We start from the raw sequence: 19,028 nt of genomic DNA on the forward strand, positions 1-19,028 counted from the left end.
ACATGTGACGGACAGCGTCGAAGCGAAAGCGGACGACGATTCGGCCGAGGGGACCCCTGAGGGTCCCAGCGGCTACGCGGCGGCCCGGCTGCGTCTCCTCAACGAGGAGGCGCGGTCCGGGCCGCCGCGCCGTTCCGCCCTGTCGGGACTCACCGACCAATGGCTGGCGGCCCTGGCCGCCGGCGCGGCGGGGGAGACCGGCGTCGCCGGATACGCCCTGGTCGCCGTCGGCGGCTACGGCCGGGGCGAACTCTCCCCGCGCAGCGACCTCGATCTGCTGCTGCTGTACGACGGTTCCGCGGGCCAGGACCGGATCTCGGCGCTCGCCGACCGGATCTGGTACCCGGTCTGGGACCTGGGCCTGGACCTTGACCACTCGGTCCGCACCCCCGCCGAGGCCCGCGCGACCGCCGCCGAGGACCTCAAGGTCCAGCTCGGGCTGCTCGACGCCCGGCACATCGCGGGCGATCCCGCGCTCACCGCGTCCCTGCGGACCGCGATACTGGCCGACTGGCGCAACCAGGCCCCCAAGCGGCTGCCCGCCCTGCACGAGCTGTGCCAGGAACGGGCCGAACGCCAGGGGGAGCTGTCGTACCTCCTGGAACCCGACCTCAAGGAGGCCAGGGGCGGCCTGCGCGACGCCACCGCGCTGCGCGCCGTCGCCGCGTCCTGGCTCGCCGACGCCCCCCGCGAGGGGCTCGAGGAGGCCCGCACCCGGCTGCTGGACGCCCGCGACGCCCTGCACCTGGTCACCGGGCGGGCCACCGACCGGCTGGCCCTCCAGGAACATGACCAGGTCGCGTCGGCGCTCGGTCTGCTCGACGCCGACGCGCTGCTGCGCCAGGTCTACGAGGCCGCCCGCACCATCAGCTACGCCGCCGATGTGACCTGGCGCGAGGTCGGCAGGGTGCTGCGCTCCCGCGAGGCGCGCCCGCGCCGCCGCGGGCTGCTGCTCGGCCGCGGCCGCACCGACCCGGTGGCCGCCTCCGCGGAACGCACCCCGCTCGCTGAGGGCGTCGTCGAGCAGGAGGGCGAGGCCGTCCTGGCGCTGGCCGCCAGGCCGGAACGCGACCCCGTACTCCCGCTGCGCGCCGCCGCGGCCGCCGCCCAGGCGGGGCTGCCGCTCAGCCTCCACGCGGTGCGCCGGCTGGCCGCGGCCGCCCGGCCGCTGCCCGTGCCCTGGCCCGCCGAAGCGCGTGAGCAGCTGCTCACGCTGCTCGGCGCGGGTGAGGCCACGGTCCAGGTCTGGGAGGCGCTGGAGGCCGAGGGGCTCATCACCCAGCTGCTGCCGGACTGGGAACGGGTCCGCTGCCGCCCACAGCGCAACGCCGTCCACCGCTGGACCGTCGACCGCCACCTCGTCGAGACGGCGGTACGCGCCTCCGGGCTCACCCGCCGCGTCGGGCGGCCCGACCTGCTGCTGATGGCGGCGCTGCTGCACGACATCGGGAAGGGCTGGCCCGGCGACCACAGCGAGGCGGGCGAGGTCATCGCCCGCGATGTCGCCGCGCGGATAGGGTTCGGCCGCGCCGACGTGGACACGCTGGCGCTGCTGGTCCGCCACCACCTGCTGCTGATCGAGACCGCGACCCGCCGCGACCTCGATGACCCGGTGACCGTACGGGGCGTCGCCGACGTGGTGCGCGACACCGGCACGCTGGAGCTGCTGCACGCCCTGACCGAGGCCGACGCGCTCGCCACCGGCCCCGCCGCGTGGAGCAACTGGCGCGCCTCGCTCCTGGCCGACCTGGTCAAGCGCGTCGCGGAGGTGCTCGCTGGCGGCGAGGTGCCGGAGCCCGCCGACACCGAGCCGACGGCCGAGGAGGAACGCCTCGCGGTCGAGGCCGCCCGCACCGGCGGTCCGGTGCTCGCGCTGCACGCCCACGCGGAACCCGATCCGGAGGGCGGCGACGAGGCCGCCCCCGAGGCGCTGGGCGTCGAGCTGCTGCTCGCGGTCCCGGACCGGCCTGGGCTGCTCGCGCAGGCCGCCGGGGTGCTCGCCCTGCACCGGCTCACCGTGCGGGCCGCCGACCTGCGGGCCGTCGACCCGATAGGAGAGGGCCCGGTGACGCTGCTGAGCTGGCGGGTCGCCGCCGAGTACGGATCGATGCCCGAAGCCGCCCGGCTGCGCGCCGATCTGGGGCGGGCCTTCGACGGCTCGCTCGACATCGAGGCCCGGCTCGCCGAACGCGAGGCGGCCTACCCGCGCCGCCGCGCGCTCGCCGCGCCGCCGCCCCGGGTGACGGTCGCGTCCGGCAGCTCCCGGGTCGCCACGGTGATCGAGGTCCGGTCGCAGGACGCCCCCGGGCTGCTGCACCGGATCGGCACCGCCCTGGCGGCGACCGGGGTGAGCGTGCGGTCGGCCCGCATCAGCACCCTCGGCGCCAACGCGGTGGACGCGTTCTACGTGGTCGGCGCGGACGGCGCCCCGCTCGGCGAGATCCGGGCGGCGGAGGTGGCCCGCGAGGTGGAGCAGGCGCTGCGGTAGGGACTCGAACCGGCCACGCGAACGTGGTGATTCAGATGCCTTCGCCCGGCCGATCCGGCGGGCGAAGGCACCGGGGCCACAGGGCCGGATACCCTGGGGGACGATTGACTCCACCCCCCGACCGCAAGGATCCGCGACCGCCGTGTTCGATACCCTCTCCGATCGCCTGGCAAGTGCGTTCAAAAACCTCCGGGGCAAAGGCCGCCTCAGCGAGGCGGACATCGATGCCACCGCGCGCGAGATCCGTATCGCCCTGCTCGAGGCGGATGTCGCGCTTCCCGTGGTCCGCGCGTTCATCAAGCAGGTCAAGGAACGGGCCAACGGGATCGAGGTCTCCCAGGCCCTGAACCCGGCACAGCAGGTCATCAAGATCGTCAACGAGGAGCTCGTCGGCATCCTCGGCGGCGAGACCCGTCGGCTGCGGTTCTCCAAGAACCCGCCGACCGTGATCATGCTTGCGGGTCTGCAGGGTGCCGGTAAGACCACCCTGGCGGGAAAGCTCGGCTACTGGCTGAAGAGCCAGGGCCACACCCCGCTGCTCGTGGCCTGTGACCTCCAGCGCCCCAACGCCGTCACCCAGCTCTCCGTCGTCGCGGAGCGCGCGGGCGTCGCGGTCTTCGCGCCCGAGGCGGGCAACGGTGTCGGTGACCCGGTCAAGGTCGCCCAGGACTCCATCGAGTACGCGAAGACCAAGCAGTACGACGTGGTCGTCGTCGACACCGCCGGCCGGCTCGGCGTGGACGAGGAGCTGATGCGGCAGGCCGCCGACATCCGCGACGCCGTCCGCCCCGACGAGATCCTCTTCGTCGTCGACGCGATGATCGGCCAGGACGCGGTCAACACCGCCGAGGCGTTCCGCGACGGCGTCGGCTTCGACGGTGTGGTGCTCTCCAAGCTCGACGGTGACGCCCGCGGTGGCGCCGCGCTCTCCATCGCGCATGTGACCGGCAAGCAGATCATGTTCGCCTCCAACGGCGAGAAGCTCGACGAATTCGACACCTTCCACCCGGACCGGATGGCGTCCCGCATCCTCGGCATGGGCGACATGCTCAGCCTGATCGAGAAGGCCGAACAGACCTTCTCCCAGGCCGAGGCCCAGAAGATGGCCGACAAGCTGGCCAAGGGTCCGAAGGAGTTCACCCTCGACGACTTCCTGTCCCAGATGGAGCAGGTCCGCAAGATGGGCTCCATCTCCAAGCTGCTCGGCATGCTGCCCGGCATGGGGCAGATCAAGGACCAGATCGCCAACCTCGACGAGCGCGATGTGGACCGCACCGCCGCGATCATCAAGTCGATGACCCCGGCCGAGCGCCAGGACCCGACGATCCTCAACGGTTCGCGCCGGGTCCGGGTCGCCAAGGGCTCCGGCACCGAGGTCAGCGCCGTCAAGGGCCTCGTCGAGCGGTTCTTCGAGGCGCGCAAGATGATGTCGCGGATGGCGCAGGGCGGCGGCATGCCCGGTATGCCGGGGATGCCCGGCATGGGCGGCGGCAGCAAGAAGAAGAAGCAGGTCAAGCAGGCCAAGGGCAAGCAGCGCAGCGGCAACCCGATGAAGCGCAAGGCGGACGAGGCGGCGGAGGCCGCACGCCGCGCGGAGCAGGCCGACAGCCCCTTCGGTCTGCCGGCCGGCCAGGAAGCGCAGAACTTCGAACTCCCCGACGAGTTCAAGAAGTTCATGGGCTGACCCTCCGGTCACTCCCGCACCGCACGGCGAGAGCGCCCCCAGCTGGGGGCGCTCTTCGCGTGCGGGGCATGATGGCGCCATGCGCGTATCCATCCGAGAACCACGTCCGGGCGACGCCGACGCGTACGCCGCGGCCGTCCTGCGGTCCGCCGAGCACCTGAGCCCGTGGAATCCGGTCGATCCGGACGGTTTCCATGAACTGCTGCGCCGTCAGGGCCCGTCGCTGCGCACGTTTCTGATCATGAACGACGAGGACGGCGGCATCGTCGGCAAGGTCAACGTCGCGAACATCGTCCGCGCGCGCTTCCGCAACGGTGTCCTCGGTTACGACAGCTACCTGCCGTACGCGGGCACCGGCCGGATGAGTGAGGGCCTGCGGCTGGTCGTGGACCGCTGCTTCACCAGCTATCCCGACGGGCTCGGGCTGCACCGGCTGGAGATCAATGTGCAGCCCGACAACGGCCGGTCCCTCGCGATGGCCAAGCGGCTCGGCTTCCGCCACGAGGGCTTCACGCCGCGCATGCTCTTCCTGAACGACGACTGGCGCGACCACGAGCGCTTCGCGCTCACCGAGGAGGAGTGGCCCGGCGCCTGACCCGTACCGCCCCGGCCGGCGAGCAGGGGGCGTCAGCGGAGGCCGGCGGACCTCAGCGGAAATCGGCGGCGTGATCGGCCGCCCATTCGCGGAAGGTGCGGGGCGGCGTGCCGGTGAGATCCTCGACGGTGGCGGTGACCGGTTCGGGGGACTCGGCCATCGCGGCCCAGGCCTTCATGACGGTGTCCAGGCCCGAGGGCGGCAGCCAGGCGAGCACCTGCCGCCGCTTCTCCTCCTCCGGCATCTCCTCGAACCGCACCGGGCGGCCGATGGCCTCGCCGATGGCGTGCGCCTGCTCGGCCTGGGTCACGAGCGCGGGGCCGGTGAGGACGTACTCGGCCCCCGAGTGCACATCGTCCGGAGCGGTGAGTACGTGTGCGGCGACCGCCGCGATGTCCCGCTCGTGGATCAGCGGCCTGGCCAGCGCGCCGTTCAGATCGCGTACGACGCTCTCGTCACGGACCTGCTGCGCCCAGCCGAGGGTGTTGGAGGCGAAGCCGACCGGGTGCAGGAAGGTCCATTCCAGCCCGGACCGTTCGATCAGCCGCTCCATCCGGCTGTGGAACGAGGTGATCGGGTCGGCCTGCCCGCCGGTGTCCTCCTGGGCGCCCAGCATCGAGAGGTAGACGATGCGGCGGGCGTGCTTCCCGACCGCGTCCAGGACGGCGGGCGCCGCCTCGGTGTCCAGGAACGGCCAGACGAGGAACACGGTGTCGACCCCGTCGAGCGCCGCGTGGAGGCTCCCGGGGTCCGACAGGTCTCCCGCCACGACCTCGGTGCCGCCGGGCAGGCCGGCGGCGCCGGGGTCGCGGGCCAGCGCCCGGAACGCCGCGCCCTGGTCGCGCAGGTGGGATACGACCTGTCGTCCGACGTTGCCGGTCGCTCCGGTGACCAGGATCATGGCGCTCTCCTCGTGTTCAGCTCGCTGCTCGGTGGTGGTTCCCAGCATGCGAGTTAAACCAAGGTTGAGGTCAAGCGGCGGCTCAGCGGGTCATACGGCGTCGTGGTACGCCTCGACCTCCCACAGCGAGTAGCCGTAGGACGTGCCGCGCTGGGTGAGGTGGATCCGCAGATACCGTCCCGAACCGCTGAGCCCTGTCAGGTTCTGGGTGCCGCCGGAGGCGCTGGTGGCGGAGTACACGGTGGTCCAGGTGGTGGCGTCGTCGGACAGCTGGATCCGGAACGCCTTGGCGTAGGCGGCTTCCCAGGTGAGCTTGACGTGGTTGACGGCCTGACTGCTGCCCAGGTCGATCCGCAGCCACTGCGGATCCGCGTACGCGCTGGACCAGCGGCTGCCGTAGCTGCCGTCCACGGCGTTCGCCGCGGGGAAGGCGGGCGTCTCGGTGCTGGAAGCGGTCACCGGGCGGCCGAGGGCCAGGTCGCCGGCCGCGGTGTCGCCGGGCCAGCCGGGTGGGCGGCCGACGGCGGTGATGAGCGGCTGGAACTCCGCGTACGTCGCGACCGGTTTGGGAGAGCCCCAGGTCTGCTGGGCCAGGGCGCGCAGCGGGGCCATGATCCCGGCCGCGGTCTGCTGCTCGGTCTCGGCGTTCGGGTTGTCGCACCAGACGTGCAGCGCTGAACCCCGGTTGCGGGACGGGTCGGTGAGGGTGGCGCCGCCCTGGAAGACGCCGGTGTTCCAGGTCTCGTACATGTACCGGGTGTCGGGCTTGGCGCCGCCGTACACGTAATAGGTCGGTGTCCAGCTCGAGTTCATGACGGTATGGCCCGCGGCGACGAGCTGTTGTGGCGTGAGGCCGTAGTTGTACCAGTAGTCGACGGTGATGTCGGCGTTCGGGACGACGGTGCCGTCGCCCGGCTTGATGCCGTCGTTCCACATCCGCATCGTCCGCCCGCCGGCCCTGACGATCGCGTCGGCCCAGTTGACGAATCCGTAGAAGACGTCTTTGGCGGTGGCGTTCGCCCCGTAGTGGGCGCGGGCGTAGCTGAGGAGCTGCGGGTAACTGCCGTAGTTGGTGACGTATTCGTCCGCGCCCAGGTGCCAGTAGGTGGCGGGGAACAGCGGCAGGTACTCGTTGATCAGGTCATTCATGAGGGTGTACGCGGCCGGGTTGGACAGGTCGATGAAGTCGTTGCTCGGAGTGCCCGAGCTGTTGGTGAGGCGTAGTTCGGGGTGGGCGGCCAGCACCGCGTCCATGTGGCCGGGCATGTCGAGCTCGGGCACGACGGTGACGTGGTAGCGGGCGCCCAGCGCGATGAGATCGGTGATCTCCTGCTTGGTGTAGTGCGCGGCGGAGGTGATCTCGGGGTGGGTGGCGCTCTCCAGCCGGAAGCCGTAGGTGTCCGACAGGTGCAGATGGAAGTAGTTCATCTTGAGGTAGGCGAGGTCTTTGATCTGGTTCCGCAGCCACGGCAGGGTGAAGTACTTCCGCCCCAGGTCGACCATCAGCCCGCGCTCGGGCTTGGCCGGCCAGTCGCGCGCCGTACCCGCGGTGATCGTGCGGGACTGCTTGAGGAGCTGGAGCACCGAGCGGCTGCCGTAGAAGGCACCGGCGTCGGCCCGTGCCTGGATGGTGACGGTGGCGGCGACGGTGAGCGCGTAGCCCTCGGTGCCGAGCGCGGTGTCCGCGGAGCCGAGGGTGAGGAAGAGGTCGCCGGGCAGCACGGAGGAGGCCGCGCCCGTGGCGTGGGTGACGGCCGTGCCGGTGAGCTGCGTCAGGTCGTCGGCGAAGACCTGCCCGGTGGTGTCGAGCGCGGCCGCGTAGGCGCTGTCGGTGACGACCCGGCTGCCGGGACCGAAGGTGTACGAGCCGCTGCCGGCCGTCCACTGCTGGAGCGCGGGGATGGTGCGCGGTGCGGCGGTGGCGGCCTGCGCCCGGCCCTGTGAGAGCGGTACGGCGAGAGTGAGGAGCAGGCCGAGAAGCACGCCGAGGACGGCTAAGGGGCCGCTCGGAACGCGGGCACGCGGGGAGCACTGCATGGTCGTGGACTCCTGCCCTGAAGGGGGATGGCGCGGGAGTGGTCTGGACAACCTGGTGCGCCCTCAGTGCAGCGTTATTACCTATACATGTCAACGGTGCGGGCGTCGTCGGCCCGCGGTGAGCGCGGCCCGTGATGCGCTCGGCCCGGCGGATTCCTCTCGATTGGGTGCGAGCGGCGGCGGCACCGGCGAGGCGTGCGTAATGTCGGAAAAGTGACGAATCCGGTGCCGCCCCGCCAGAAGCCCGACGATCCCTGGCGGTCCGAGGGCGCCCCGCCGGCCCCGCCGCCGCGCCGCAAGCGGACCGGCTGGGCCGGGATGATCCTCACCGCGCTGGCGGTCTTCCTGATCACCGATCTGGTGCTGTCGTACTTCACGGGCGGCAACACCCCGACGGTTTCGTACACCGAGTTCGGCAAGCAGCTGGCCGCGAACAACATCTCGAAGATCTACTCCAAGGGCGAGGCCATCGAGGGCGAGCTCAAGGACAAGAAGCCCGTCCCGGACGGCGGCGGCGACTACACCAAGTTCAAGACCCAGCGCCCGTCCTTCGCCGACGACGGGCTGTGGGCCACCCTGGCCAAGAACGGCGTGACCGTCACCGCCGAGCCGGTCGTCAAGGAACGCAGCTTCCTGTACAACTTGCTGATCTCCCTCGCCCCGATGCTCCTCCTCGTGGTGCTGTGGATCGTCATCGCCCGGCGGATGAGAGGCTCCCTGGGCGGCGGACTGGGTGGCCTCGGCCGCAAGGCCCCGCCCAAACCGGTCGTCCCCGGGCTCGGCAAGCGCACCACCTTCGACGACGTGGCCGGCATCGACGAGGTCGAGGCCGAGCTGAGCGACATCGTCGACTTCCTCAAGCGGCCCGACGCCTACCGGGCGCTCGGCGCCAGGATGCCGCGCGGTGTCCTGCTCGCCGGCCCGCCCGGCACCGGCAAGACCCTGCTGGCGCGGGCGGTCGCGGGCGAGGCCGATGTGCCGTTCTTCTCCGCCTCCGCGTCCGAGTTCATCGAAATGATCGTCGGCGTCGGCGCCGGCCGGGTGCGCGAGCTGTTCGCGGAGGCCCGCAAGGTCGCCCCGGCGATCGTCTTCATCGACGAGATCGACACCATCGGCCGGTCCCGCAGCGGCGGCGGCGGTATGGGCGGCCATGACGAACGCGAGCAGACCCTCAACCAGATCCTCACCGAGATGGACGGCTTCTCCGGCTCCGAGGGCGTCGTCGTCCTCGCCGCCACCAACCGCGGCGACGTCCTCGACCCGGCCCTCACCCGCCCCGGCCGCTTCGACCGGACGGTCGTCGTCAGCCCTCCCGACCGGCCGGGCCGGGCCGCGATCCTCAAGATCCACACCCGGGGGGTGCCGATGGAGGAGAACGTCGACCTCGACCGGATCGCGCGCATCACGCCCGGGATGACCGGTGCCGAACTCGCCAACCTCGCCAACGAGGCCGCGCTGCTGGCGGTGAAGCGGGACAAGGACCTGGTCGGCCAGAGCGAGTTCTCCGCCGCCCTGGAGAAGGTCCAGCTCGGCGCCGAACGGCCCCTGGTCATGCCCGAGGAGGAACGGCGGCGCACCGCGTACCACGAGTCCGGCCACGCCCTGCTCGGCATGCTGCAGCCCGGCGCCGACCCCGTACGCAAGATCACCATCGTGCCGCGCGGCCGGGCGCTCGGCGTCACGCTGTCCACACCGGACGCCGACAAGTACGCGTACACCGAGGACTATCTGCGCGGCCGGATCATCGGCGCGCTCGGCGGAATGGCGGCCGAGCACGTCGTCTACGACGTCGTCACCACAGGCTCGGAGAACGACCTCGAACAGGTGACGGGCCTGGCCCGCGGCATGGTCGGCCGCTGGGGCATGAGCCGGCGCATCGGCCGGCTCACCGCGATCCCCAACGACGCTCAGCAGGCGTACGGGCTGTCCGCCGCCCCGGCCACCCTCGATGCCGTCGACCACGAGATGCGCCGGATCGTCGACGAGTGCTACGACGAGGCCTGCCGGCTGCTGCGCGACAACCGCCACAAGCTCGACGCCCTCGTGGAGGCGCTGCTGGAGGCGGAGACCCTGGAGGAGGCCGAGGCGTACGCGGCGGCGGGCATCACCCGGCTCGCGAAGACCGAGGACTAGCGATTCTCCGCCGGAGCGGACGGTGTGGGCGGGTTACGGGCTGGTTATGGGCCGACCGCGGGCCAAACAATGGACTGGACGCGGACTGGACGCGGACTGGACGCGGACTGGACGCGGACTGGACGCGGACTGGACGCGGACTAGACGCGGGCGACCACGTAGCGGAAGACGTTCTCCATCCGCACCGTTCCGTCGGCGCGCCGGTACGGGTGCAGGGCCTCCGCCAGCTCCTTCTCCACCTGCGGCTGGTCGGTGGCCTCCACGGCCGGGTCGAACAGCCCGGTGGAGATCAGCCCGCGTACCGCGCTGTCCATGTCCGGATAGCCGAAGGGGCAGGCCACCCGGCCCGATCCGTCGGGACGCAGCCCGGCGTCGCGGGCCACCTCCTCCAGATCGTCACGGCCGCTGAGCCGGCTCCTGACCGCGTGACCGCGCGGTTCCGCCAGCCGCGCCGCAACACACAGCACCCGGGAGGTGGCACACCGCTCAGAGGGTCCCCAGCCGGCCAGCACCACGGGACTGCCGTGCTCCGTCAGCCGCGCCGCCTCCGTGAGGTCGGGCAGCAGCTCGTCGCAGGGCGACGCCGGATCCAGCGCGGTCACCATCGTGAACGGCGCGCCCGCCCGGTCGGCCGTGCGCTCCGGGCCGCCGCACAGTAACTCGATGCGGGCTTCGTGCCGGGCCGGCGCACCCCACCGCGGTTCGGGGAGCAGCCGCTCCCGGGCCAGCGCGAGCCGCCGTTCATCCGGATCGCAGCCGGTGACGGCCGCGCCGCGGGCCGACGCCATCAGGAGCGCGAGCCCGGATCCGCAGCCCAGTCCCAGCAGGCAGGTGCCCGGGCCGACCTCGAGGCGGTCGTACACGGCCTCATAGAGCGGAACGAGCATCCGCTCCTGGATCTCCGCCCAGTCCCGCGCCCTGGTATCGGCGCCTGTCCTGGATCCGCGAACGAGCGTGGGTGTCATCGAGCCGCCCCAATCAGCCGAGTCGCCGTCCTCGTGTACCCCCCACTGCTTCGTGCATGCCCCCGAAAGCCAGACAACTCCGGTTTTGGGCTCCCGTCCAGAGGGCCGCCCGATTCACGTCAGCGGGTCATGTCCCCGTAACATCGGCGGCATGGCAAAGGCTCCCGTTCTCACGCCCCAGGCGGACGACTTCCCCCGCTGGTACCAGGACCTGATCAACAAGGCCGAACTGGCCGACAACGGCCCGGTACGCGGCACCATGGTGATCCGTCCGTACGGGTACTCCCTCTGGGAGCGGATGCAGCAGGAGGTCGACGCCCGCATCAAGGACGCGGGCGCCCAGAACGCCTACTTCCCGCTCTTCATCCCGCAGTCGTACCTGACGAGGGAAGCCGAGCACGTGGAGGGCTTCGCCCCCGAGCTCGCGGTCGTCACCCACGGCGGCGGCAAGGAGCTGGACGAGCCGATCGTCGTCCGCCCGACCTCCGAGACGATCGTCAACGAGTACTTCTCCAAGTGGGTGCAGAGCTACCGCGACCTGCCGCTGCTGATCAACCAGTGGGCGAACGTCGTCCGCTGGGAGATGCGCCCGCGGATCTTCCTGCGCACCACCGAGTTCCTCTGGCAGGAGGGCCACACCGCGCACGCCACCTACGAGGACGCGCGCGCCTACGCCGCGCGCATTCACCAGGATGTGTACGCCGACTTCATGGTGAACGTGCTGGGCATCGATGTGGTGCTCGGCCGCAAGACCGCCAGGGAGCGCTTCGCCGGCGCGATCAACACCCTCACCCTCGAGGGCATGATGGGCGACGGCAAGGCCCTGCAGATGGGCACCAGTCACGAGCTGGGCACGAACTTCTCCAAGGCGTTCAACACCTCGTACCTCTCGACCGAGGGTAAGCAGGAGCTGGTCTGGCAGACCTCATGGGGCGTCTCGACCCGTATGGTCGGCGGCCTGATCATGTCCCACGGCGACGACAACGGCCTGCGCGTCCCGCCGCGCCTGGCGCCGGTGCAGGTAGCGGTTCTGGCCATCAAGGGCGACGACACGGTCATCGCCAAGGTGCACGAGATCGGCGCCCGCCTCAAGGCGGCCGGCATCCGTGTCCAGGTGGACGCCCGTACCGACACCCCGTTCGGCCGCCGGGCCGTGGACTGGGAGCTCAAGGGCGTTCCGGTCCGCGTCGAGATCGGTCCGCGCGACCTCGAGAACGGCACCGCGATGCTGGCCCGCCGCATCCCGGGCGGCAAGGAGCCGGTGGCCCTCGAAGCGCTGGAGGCCCTGCTGCCCGCGATCCTCGAAGAGGACCAGGCGCAGCTGCTGCGGGAGACGCGGGAACGCCGCGAGTCCCGCACCGTCGACGTGGCCACCATCGAGGAGGCGGCCGAGGCCGCCGCCACCGGCTGGGCGCGTATTCCGTGGGCCGACCTGGGTCCGGAGGGCGAAGCCAAGCTGGCCGAGCAGAGCGTTTCGGTGCGCTGCCTGATCGCTCCGGACGGCTCGGTCCCGGACACGGACGACGCCCCGGGCACGATCGCGATCGTCGCTCGCGCGTACTGACCGGTCGGCGGCGTCACCGACCGGTCGGTCGGGGTCGCTGACGGTCACTGGCCGGAAACAGCCGTACGTATTCGGAAGTACGTCCTGGAATGCATGCCAGTGCGTGGGTTCTCCACTATTCTCCGCACCCGCCCTGCGCCGGACGTATCCCTCCGGAACTGACCGATGAGTGCAAATTATTTGGGGTGGCCCGGAATCGGAACACTGGGCCACCCCGGCTCGTTGTTACGGCGTGAGCACGACACCACCAGTTCTCGCCGCCGAACTGGCAGTCGCGTGGGCCGACATTCAACGGCACCACCCCGAACTGCCGGATCTGGCCGCGCCAGAGTCCCTTATCGGAGAGTCCTCGTCCGCTTGCGGGACCGAGCTCTCCTTCGAAAGGCTGCTCCACGAGGCCGTGCACGGAGTCGCCGCAGCACGCGGTGTCCGTGACACGTCGCGGGCCGGCCGCTACCACAACCGCCGTTTCCTGGCGATCGCCGACGAGCTAGGGCTCGACCATGCAGAGGAGCCGCATCCCAGCAGTGGCTTCTCGCTGGTCGGACTCCGTCCCGACACGAAGAAGCGATACCGGTCCACCATCGACCGGCTGCACCGGGCCCTCAAGGCCCACACCGTCGCCACCACCGCGGACACCGCGCGCAGTTTCCGCGGCCCGGCCGCCCGGCACGGCTCGTCCGGTGGCGGAGTACGCGTCAAGGCGGTGTGCGACTGCGGGCGCAATGTCCGCGTCGTGCCGTCCGTCCTCGCTCAGGCACCGATCATGTGCGGCGCCTGCGGGCAGGCTTTCCGCATCCCGGAGGTCGTGGGCGCCGGCGTCGGGTGAGGTGAGCGGAGGCCGACGGGACGCCCGGATTAGCCGGGCGTGTCACCGTGTGGCAGAATGGCCAGCTGAGAACTCGACAGCCGTGCAGGAACCCTCTCTCCTTCGGCTGACGCGTCCGTCGGGCGCACGAATCCCACAACCCCACGTGGGTGTCCGCTGTGCCCAACCTCGTCAACACCAGGAGAACCCACTCCCGTGGCAGTCAAGATCAAGCTGAAGCGTCTGGGCAAGATCCGTTCGCCTCACTACCGCATCGTCATCGCCGACTCCCGTACCCGCCGTGACGGCCGGGCCATCGAAGAGATCGGCCTGTACCACCCGGTGCAGAACCCGTCGCGCATCGAGGTCGACACCGAGCGTGTCCAGTACTGGCTGAGTGTCGGAGCGCAGCCGACCGAGCCCGTGATGGCCATCCTCAAGGTCACCGGCGACTGGCAGAAGTTCAAGGGCCTGCCGGCCCCGGCTCCGATGCTCGTCGCCGAGCCGAAGGCCGACAAGCGCATCCTCTTCGAGGCCGCTGCCAAGGACGCCGGCAACGAGCCGAAGGGTGAGGCAATCACCCCGAAGGCGAAGAAGGCCGAGAAGAAGGCCGATGACGCTGTCGAGGCCGCAGTTGAGGCCCCGGCCGAGTCCACCGAGGCCTGAGCATGCTCGAGGAGGCTCTCGAGCACCTCGTGAAGGGCATCGTCGACAATCCCGATGATGTGCAGGTGTCCGCGAAGACCCTGCGCCGCGGGAGCGTCCTCGAAGTCCGGGTACACCCGGACGACCTCGGCAAGGTGATCGGCCGCAACGGCCGCACCGCACGCGCTTTGCGCACTGTCGTGGGCGCCCTCGGCGGCCGTGGCATCCGCGTCGACCTCGTCGACGTGGATCAGGTCCGCTGAGACCAATGCAGTACCGGCACGGGCCGGGGGCGGCGATTGCCGGCCCCGGCCCGTTGTCGCGTTCCGGAGCGGTCCGGAAGAGCTGGTTCGCAGGGGCCGGTCCGGAAGGGCCGTTTCCGAAGAGCTGGTTCCGAAGAGCTGATGAAGCAGAAGAATGTCTGAGCGAAGGGCAAGCAGAGTGCAGCTGGTAGTCGGCCGGATCGGGCGTGCCCACGGCATCAAGGGCGAAGTCACCATCGAGGTGCGCACCGACGAACCGGAACTGCGGCTCGGACCGGGCGCGGTGCTCGCCACGGATCCGGCCACGGCCGGTCCGCTGACCATCGAGTCCGGCAAGGTGCACAGCGGCCGTCTGCTGCTGCGCTTCGAAGGCGTGCGGGACCGTACCGGCGCCGAGGCGCTGCGCAATGTCCTGCTGATCGCCGAGGTGGACCCGGCGGAACTGCCCGAGGAACCCGACGAGTACTACGACCACCAGCTGGTCGACCTCGACGTGGTGACCGTGGACGGTACCGAGGTCGGCCGGATCCTGGAGATCTCGCATCTGCCCGGGCAGGACCTGCTGATCGTCAGCCGCCCGGACGGCACCGAGGTGATGATCCCGTTCGTCAGCGAGATCGTCCCGGAGATCGATCTGGAGCTGCAGCGGGCCGTGATCGACCCGCCGCCCGGGCTGCTCAACGACGCCGAGGCCGTGATCGTGAGCACCCGGGACAGCGACGGCGCCGACGGCACCGCCTGATGCGTATCGACGTCGTCACGATCTTCCCGGAGTACCTGGAACCGCTGAACGTGTCGCTGGTCGGCAAGGCGCGGGCCCGCGGGCAGCTCGATGTGCGCATCCACAATCTGCGCGACTGGACCCACGACCGGCACAACACGGTGGACGACAGCCCGTTCGGCGGCGGCCCCGGCATGGTGATGAAGCCCGAGCCGTGGGGCGAGGCGCTCGATTCGGTGCTGGAGTCGGGGGAGGGGCGGCCGGTGCTGGTCGTCCCGACGCCCAGCGGCCTGCCGTTCACCCAGGAGCTGGCGGTCGAGCTGTCCGAGAAGCCGTGGCTGGTGTTCACGCCCGCGCGTTACGAGGGCATCGACCGCCGGGTGATCGAGGAGTACGGCGACCGGCTCGACGTCCGTGAGGTCTCCATCGGCGACTATGTGCTGGCCGGCGGCGAGGCCCCGGTCCTGGTGATCGTCGAGGCGGTGGCCCGGCTGCTGCCCGGCGTGCTGGGCAACGCGGAATCGCACCGCGACGACTCCTTCGCGCCCGGCGCGATGGCCGACCTCCTGGAGGGGCCGGTCTACACGAAGCCGCCCGTATGGCGGGGGCGCGAGGTCCCCGAGGTGCTGCTGAGCGGGCACCACGGGAAGGTCGCCCGCTGGCGCCGGGACGAGGCGTTCCGGCGCACCACCGCCAACCGGCCGGATCTGATCGAGCGCTGCGACCCCGCCGCCCTGGACAAGCACGACCGGAAACTGCTGGCGGAGCTGGGCTGGGAGGAGCGGGCGGACGGCCGATTTGGGCGCTCGGCGTCCGCCGTGGAAGAATAGGCAGCTGCTGTACGTCCGGCGCGCGCCCCTGCCACAGGGGGACCGACGTTCGCCCGATGGAGCGGCATCCCGAATCATCATCACGACAGTTCCGCCGATGACCTGTGGCATGGGCGAAGGAAGCAGAAGATCTCCATGCATATTCTCGACTCCGTCGACAACGCTTCGAAGCGTGACGACGTCCCGGCGTTCCGCCCCGGCGACACGATCAACGTCCACGTGCGTGTCATCGAAGGCACCCGCTCGCGTGTGCAGCAGTTCAAGGGCGTTGTCGTCCGTCGCCAGGGTGCCGGCGTCCGCGAGACCTTCACGGTCCGCAAGGTCAGCTTCAGCGTCGGCGTCGAGCGTACCTTCCCGGTGCACAGCCCGATCTTCGAGAAGATCGAGATCGTGACCCGCGGTGACGTCCGTCGCGCCAAGCTGTACTACCTCCGTGAGCTGCGCGGCAAGGCCGCGAAGATCAAGGAGAAGCGCGACAACTGAGCCCATCGCACTCGGCCGGCCCTTGGGCGGGGCGAGGAACGGATGGCCGTATAGGCTCTCCGCTCGATGGACACGGACGCAGGACTTTCGGAGCGCGATCGCGCTTCCACTGCAGAACAGCAGGGGGAGCAGCGGTCGCGCTTCGCTGTGTCCTGGCGGCCGGTGTTCCCTGGGCCCGCTTCGCGCTGGTGCTCGTGCTGGGTTTCGCGCTGGTGGCGGACGGCGCTGCCGGCCGTCGCGGGCGTGGCCGCCCTGTTCCTGGTGAACGCCTTTCTGCTGCAGCCCTTCCTCGTCCCGAGCGGGTCGATGGAGGACACCTTGCGGATCGGGGACCGGGTGCTGGTGAACAAGCTGGCGTACCGTTTCGGCCGGGTGCCGGAGCGCGGGGACGTCATCGTGTTCGACGGCGACGGCTCGTTCACCAGGACCGGTGGGACCGACTATGTGAAGCGGGTGATCGGCGTCGGCGGGGACCGGGTCACCTGTTGCGATCCGCTGGGCAGGCTCATGGTCAACGGCCATCCGCTGGACGAGGACTTTCTGTATCCGGGCGATACACCGTCCCGGGTACCGTTCGACATCCAAGTGCCGTCAGGGAGGCTGTGGGTGATGGGTGACCACCGTGACGACTCCCGCGACTCCCGTGACCATCTCGGCGAGCCCGGCGGCGGCACCGTCCCGCTGGACAAGGTGATTGGCCGGGCCGACTGGATCGCCTGGCCGCTGGGCCGCTTGTGCTCCCTGGACCGGCCGGCCGCCTTCGACGCCCTACCCGGACCGGGTCGCGGGCATGGGTAACCGCGGCAAGCCCCGTTACGGGCACCACCGTCCGGCGGCGGGTGTTGATGCGGGCGCGAGCACAGGTACGGCTCCGGGTCCGGGTTCGGTTTCGGGCACGAGGGCTGGGCACGGCCCGGCCGAGGGTTACGGGTACGGGACGGCGGACGGTTCCGCGCAGGGCCCGGCCGGGGGTTCCGGGCACGGCCCGGCCGGCGGCTCAGCACCGCGCACCGGTGGCAGCCGGGCGGACCGCCGGAAGCTGGCCCGCAAGGTCAAGCGCAAGCGGCGCCGGTCGGCGGCGCGGGAGGTGCCGCTCCTCCTGGTCGTGGCGCTGTTGATCGCCCTGGTGCTCAAGACGTTCCTGCTGCAGGCGTTCGTCATCCCGTCCGGCTCGATGGAGCAGACGATCAGGATCGGCGACCGGGTGCTGGTCGACAAATTGACTCCGTGGTTCGGCTCCCAGCCGCAGCGCGGCGATGTCGTGGTCTTCAAGGACCCGGGCGGCTGGCTGGCGAACGAGCCCAAGCCGAAGCCCGATCCGGTCGTCGTCAAGCAGGTGAAGGAGTTCTTCACCTTCATCGGGCTGTTGCCGGCCTCGGGTGAACAGGACCTGATCAAGCGGGTGATCGCGGTCGGCGGCGACACCGTGAAGTGCTGTGACAGGGACGGCCGGATCACCGTCAACGGCACCCCGCTGATCGAGCCCTACCTCAATCCGGGGAATCCGCCCTCGCAGCTGAAGTTCACGGTGACCGTGCCCGCCGGGCGGGTTTGGGTGATGGGCGACCACCGGTCCGATTCCGCCGACTCCCGCTACCACATGGACCAGCCGGGCCAGGGCACGGTGCCCCTGGATCTGGTGGTGGGCCGGGCGTTCGTCATCGCCTGGCCGCTGGGCCACTGGCGGAAACTGGAAGAGCCGGGCACGTATGCCTCGGTGCCCGACGCGCATGTTGCGGGCACGAACGCACTCGGCCTGCCCGCTAAGGTGGGCACGGCCAACAATGGGCAAGGAACGAACCACCCCCCGACTCCTGCGGAACTCCCGCTCGTTATGGGAGTGGTGGGCCTGCGTCAGTCATGGCGCGGGCGGCAGCGTGGAATGAGGAGTGAACGTGGGGGACCTGGCGGTCGGCGCACGATCCGGATCCGGCGAGCCCGAGGACGGGGACGCCCCGGTGGGCTCTGTCCAGCAGACGGTGGGCGGCGGCCCGGCCCCCGAACCGGGGCATGAGCACGGGCAGCCGCCCCAGGCGGAGGCCGGTGGCGCCGGCGATGGCGGAGACGCGGCGGACAGCGGTAGTCCCGGCAGGCCCGGCCGGCCGGAGCGGAAGCAGCGGTCGTTCTGGAAGGAACTGCCCCTGCTCATCGGCATCGCCCTGGTACTGGCGCTGCTGATCAAGACGTTCTTCGTGCAGGCGTTCTCCATCCCCTCGGACTCGATGCAGAACACCCTCCAGCAGGGCGACCGGGTACTGGTGGACAAGCTGACCCCGTGGTTCGGCTCCACGCCCGACCGCGGCGAGGTTGTCGTCTTCCACGACCCGGGCGGCTGGCTGCCGGAGAACCCGCCGCCCAAGGGCAACGCGGTGTCCAGGGCGCTGCAGCAGGCCCTCAGCTTCATCGGTCTGATGCCCTCCGCCCAGGAGAAGGACCTGATCAAGCGGGTCATCGGCATCGGCGGGGACACCGTCGAGTGCAATGGCACCGGCCCGCTGAAGGTGAACGGCAAGGCACTCGTCGAGCCGTATGTCTTCCAGGACAACACTCCGTGCACCATGGAGAAGCCGTTCAAGGTCACGGTGCCCAAGGACCGCATCTGGGTGATGGGCGACCACCGCCAGAACTCGCTGGACTCCCGTTACCACATGGACCAGCCGGGCAATGGGTTCGTCCCGGTCGACGATGTGGTCGGCCGCGCCTTCGTGAAGGCCTGGCCCATCAACCGCTGGGGCATGCTGCCCATCCCCGACACCTTCGACCAGCCGGGGATCAACGCGGCCGGTGCGGCGCTGCCGGCCGCCGCCGGGCTGGTGGGCGCGCTTCCGCTGGTGCTGATGCGCCGGCGCCGGCTGACGCGAAAGGGTGCCGAGGACTGCTGACCTCGGCACGTACTGCCGGGTAAGGTGCG

Annotated in this window: 17 protein-coding genes; 14 read left to right on the top strand and 3 right to left on the bottom strand. The window is 70.7% G+C overall.

The window, feature by feature from the left end; translation table 11 throughout:
- Positions 1-4: 4 nt before the first annotated feature.
- The 3 genes from QMK24_RS09300 (at position 5) to QMK24_RS09310 (ending at position 4,767) form a co-directional block, all read left to right on the top strand.
- Positions 5-2,488, top strand: a complete 2,484-nt coding sequence (locus QMK24_RS09300) for a [protein-PII] uridylyltransferase (protein WP_283464859.1) — start codon at positions 5-7, stop codon at positions 2,486-2,488.
- A gap of 142 nt (positions 2,489-2,630) precedes the next feature.
- Positions 2,631-4,172 (top strand): signal recognition particle protein, encoded by a 1,542-nt coding sequence (ffh, locus tag QMK24_RS09305; RefSeq protein ID WP_283464861.1) that lies wholly within the window; start codon positions 2,631-2,633, stop codon positions 4,170-4,172.
- A 79-nt stretch (positions 4,173-4,251) separates the two neighbouring features.
- On the top strand, positions 4,252-4,767 hold the full coding sequence (locus tag QMK24_RS09310) for a GNAT family N-acetyltransferase (protein ID WP_283464862.1): 516 nt from the start codon (positions 4,252-4,254) through the stop codon (positions 4,765-4,767).
- Positions 4,768-4,819: 52 nt separating this feature from the next.
- Here QMK24_RS09310 and QMK24_RS09315 read toward each other — a convergent pair whose 3' ends face one another.
- Both QMK24_RS09315 and QMK24_RS09320 read right to left on the bottom strand, forming a co-directional pair.
- A complete protein-coding gene (locus QMK24_RS09315; protein ID WP_283464863.1) occupies positions 4,820-5,716 on the bottom strand; it encodes an NAD(P)H-binding protein in 897 nt (298 codons plus the stop codon).
- Positions 5,717-5,758: 42 nt separating this feature from the next.
- A complete protein-coding gene (locus tag QMK24_RS09320; RefSeq protein ID WP_283464864.1) occupies positions 5,759-7,705 on the bottom strand; it encodes a glycoside hydrolase family 20 protein in 1,947 nt (648 codons plus the stop codon).
- Positions 7,706-7,918: 213 nt separating this feature from the next.
- Between QMK24_RS09320 and ftsH the strand changes: the two genes are divergently transcribed.
- Positions 7,919-9,838, top strand: a complete 1,920-nt coding sequence (ftsH, locus tag QMK24_RS09325; protein WP_283464866.1) for an ATP-dependent zinc metalloprotease FtsH — start codon at positions 7,919-7,921, stop codon at positions 9,836-9,838.
- A 140-nt stretch (positions 9,839-9,978) separates the two neighbouring features.
- On the opposite strand, the gene QMK24_RS09330 is transcribed toward ftsH, so the two are convergent.
- Positions 9,979-10,803 (bottom strand): methyltransferase domain-containing protein, encoded by an 825-nt coding sequence (locus QMK24_RS09330; protein WP_283464867.1) that lies wholly within the window; start codon positions 10,801-10,803, stop codon positions 9,979-9,981.
- 151 nt (positions 10,804-10,954) lie between these two features.
- On the opposite strand from QMK24_RS09330, the gene proS reads away from it, so the two are divergent.
- From proS to lepB (QMK24_RS09380), 10 genes are all read left to right on the top strand, one after another.
- Positions 10,955-12,367: a proline--tRNA ligase gene (gene proS / locus QMK24_RS09335; RefSeq protein WP_283464868.1), complete on the top strand. Its 1,413-nt coding sequence runs from the start codon at positions 10,955-10,957 to the stop codon at positions 12,365-12,367.
- A 232-nt stretch (positions 12,368-12,599) separates the two neighbouring features.
- Complete coding sequence (locus tag QMK24_RS09340; RefSeq protein WP_283464870.1) at positions 12,600-13,196, top strand: hypothetical protein; 597 nt, start codon at positions 12,600-12,602, stop codon at positions 13,194-13,196.
- A 195-nt stretch (positions 13,197-13,391) separates the two neighbouring features.
- Positions 13,392-13,841 carry a 30S ribosomal protein S16 gene (rpsP, locus tag QMK24_RS09345; RefSeq protein ID WP_283464871.1) on the top strand — a complete coding sequence of 150 codons (450 nt, stop codon included), beginning with the start codon at positions 13,392-13,394 and terminating at the stop codon, positions 13,839-13,841.
- A gap of 2 nt (positions 13,842-13,843) precedes the next feature.
- The gene (locus tag QMK24_RS09350; RefSeq protein ID WP_269273729.1) at positions 13,844-14,083 is read left to right on the top strand and encodes an RNA-binding protein; all 240 of its coding nucleotides are present in this window, start codon (positions 13,844-13,846) and stop codon (positions 14,081-14,083) included.
- Positions 14,084-14,261: 178 nt separating this feature from the next.
- The gene (gene rimM / locus QMK24_RS09355) at positions 14,262-14,825 is read left to right on the top strand and encodes a ribosome maturation factor RimM (RefSeq protein ID WP_283464872.1); all 564 of its coding nucleotides are present in this window, start codon (positions 14,262-14,264) and stop codon (positions 14,823-14,825) included.
- Positions 14,825-15,634, top strand: coding sequence for a tRNA (guanosine(37)-N1)-methyltransferase TrmD (gene trmD, locus QMK24_RS09360; RefSeq protein WP_283464873.1), 810 nt, complete (start codon positions 14,825-14,827; stop codon positions 15,632-15,634). Before rimM ends, trmD begins: the two co-directional genes overlap by 1 nt.
- A gap of 135 nt (positions 15,635-15,769) precedes the next feature.
- Positions 15,770-16,117 (top strand): 50S ribosomal protein L19, encoded by a 348-nt coding sequence (gene rplS, locus QMK24_RS09365; protein ID WP_138356441.1) that lies wholly within the window; start codon positions 15,770-15,772, stop codon positions 16,115-16,117.
- Positions 16,118-16,183: 66 nt separating this feature from the next.
- On the top strand, positions 16,184-16,915 hold the full coding sequence (gene lepB / locus QMK24_RS09370; RefSeq protein WP_283464874.1) for a signal peptidase I: 732 nt from the start codon (positions 16,184-16,186) through the stop codon (positions 16,913-16,915).
- The gene (gene lepB, locus QMK24_RS09375; protein ID WP_283464876.1) at positions 16,908-18,131 is read left to right on the top strand and encodes a signal peptidase I; all 1,224 of its coding nucleotides are present in this window, start codon (positions 16,908-16,910) and stop codon (positions 18,129-18,131) included. Before lepB (QMK24_RS09370) ends, lepB (QMK24_RS09375) begins: the two co-directional genes overlap by 8 nt.
- A complete protein-coding gene (gene lepB / locus QMK24_RS09380; RefSeq protein ID WP_502962459.1) occupies positions 18,022-18,999 on the top strand; it encodes a signal peptidase I in 978 nt (325 codons plus the stop codon). The genes lepB (QMK24_RS09375) and lepB (QMK24_RS09380) overlap by 110 nt, the downstream gene beginning before the upstream one ends.
- Positions 19,000-19,028 lie beyond the last annotated feature (29 nt).

Origin of the sequence: Streptomyces sp. PH10-H1, from assembly GCF_030063355.1 — a bacterium.
Taxonomy (GTDB): domain Bacteria; phylum Actinomycetota; class Actinomycetes; order Streptomycetales; family Streptomycetaceae; genus Actinacidiphila.